This window comes from Saccharothrix sp. ST-888, from assembly GCF_000955975.1.
Lineage (GTDB): Bacteria > Actinomycetota > Actinomycetes > Streptomycetales > Streptomycetaceae > Kitasatospora.
This window is the reverse complement of record NZ_JYJF01000807.1, coordinates 1-322: the sequence shown is the minus strand read 5'-3', so window position 1 is coordinate 322 and position 322 is coordinate 1. Positions and strand designations below refer to the sequence as shown.

The 322-nt window shown below is 75.5% G+C and carries 1 protein-coding gene; it reads right to left on the bottom strand.

Features of this window, described 5'->3' with window-relative positions:
• Nucleotides 1–322: hypothetical protein (locus tag UK12_RS42430; protein WP_045307201.1), on the bottom strand; the 322-nt coding region annotated here is incomplete at both ends.

Sequence of the window (322 nt, the reverse complement as noted above, 5' to 3'; positions counted from 1 at the left end):
GAGCGGTACTTGACTGCCGTCCGGGGCCGGTCGCGGCGGCCGCGCCGCCGGGGCTGCGGCGTTCTCTCGCCCCCCGGCGTCCGCCAGGGGCAGGGTGGTGTCCGGCAGGCGGGTGTGCGTCAGGTCGGGCGCGCGCAGCGCCCGCGACCCGATCCCGCTGCTCCCGTACGCCACGTCCGTGGCCTCCCCCTCGCCCGGGGTGCAGAGGTAGATCGGCAGGTTGTCCGGGCGGAACTTGTTCTTGAACTGGAGGTTCCCGCGGCCGAAGATACCCGCCGAGCGCAGCTCGGCTAGCGCCTTCGCGGCGGCGGGCGAGGGGTTG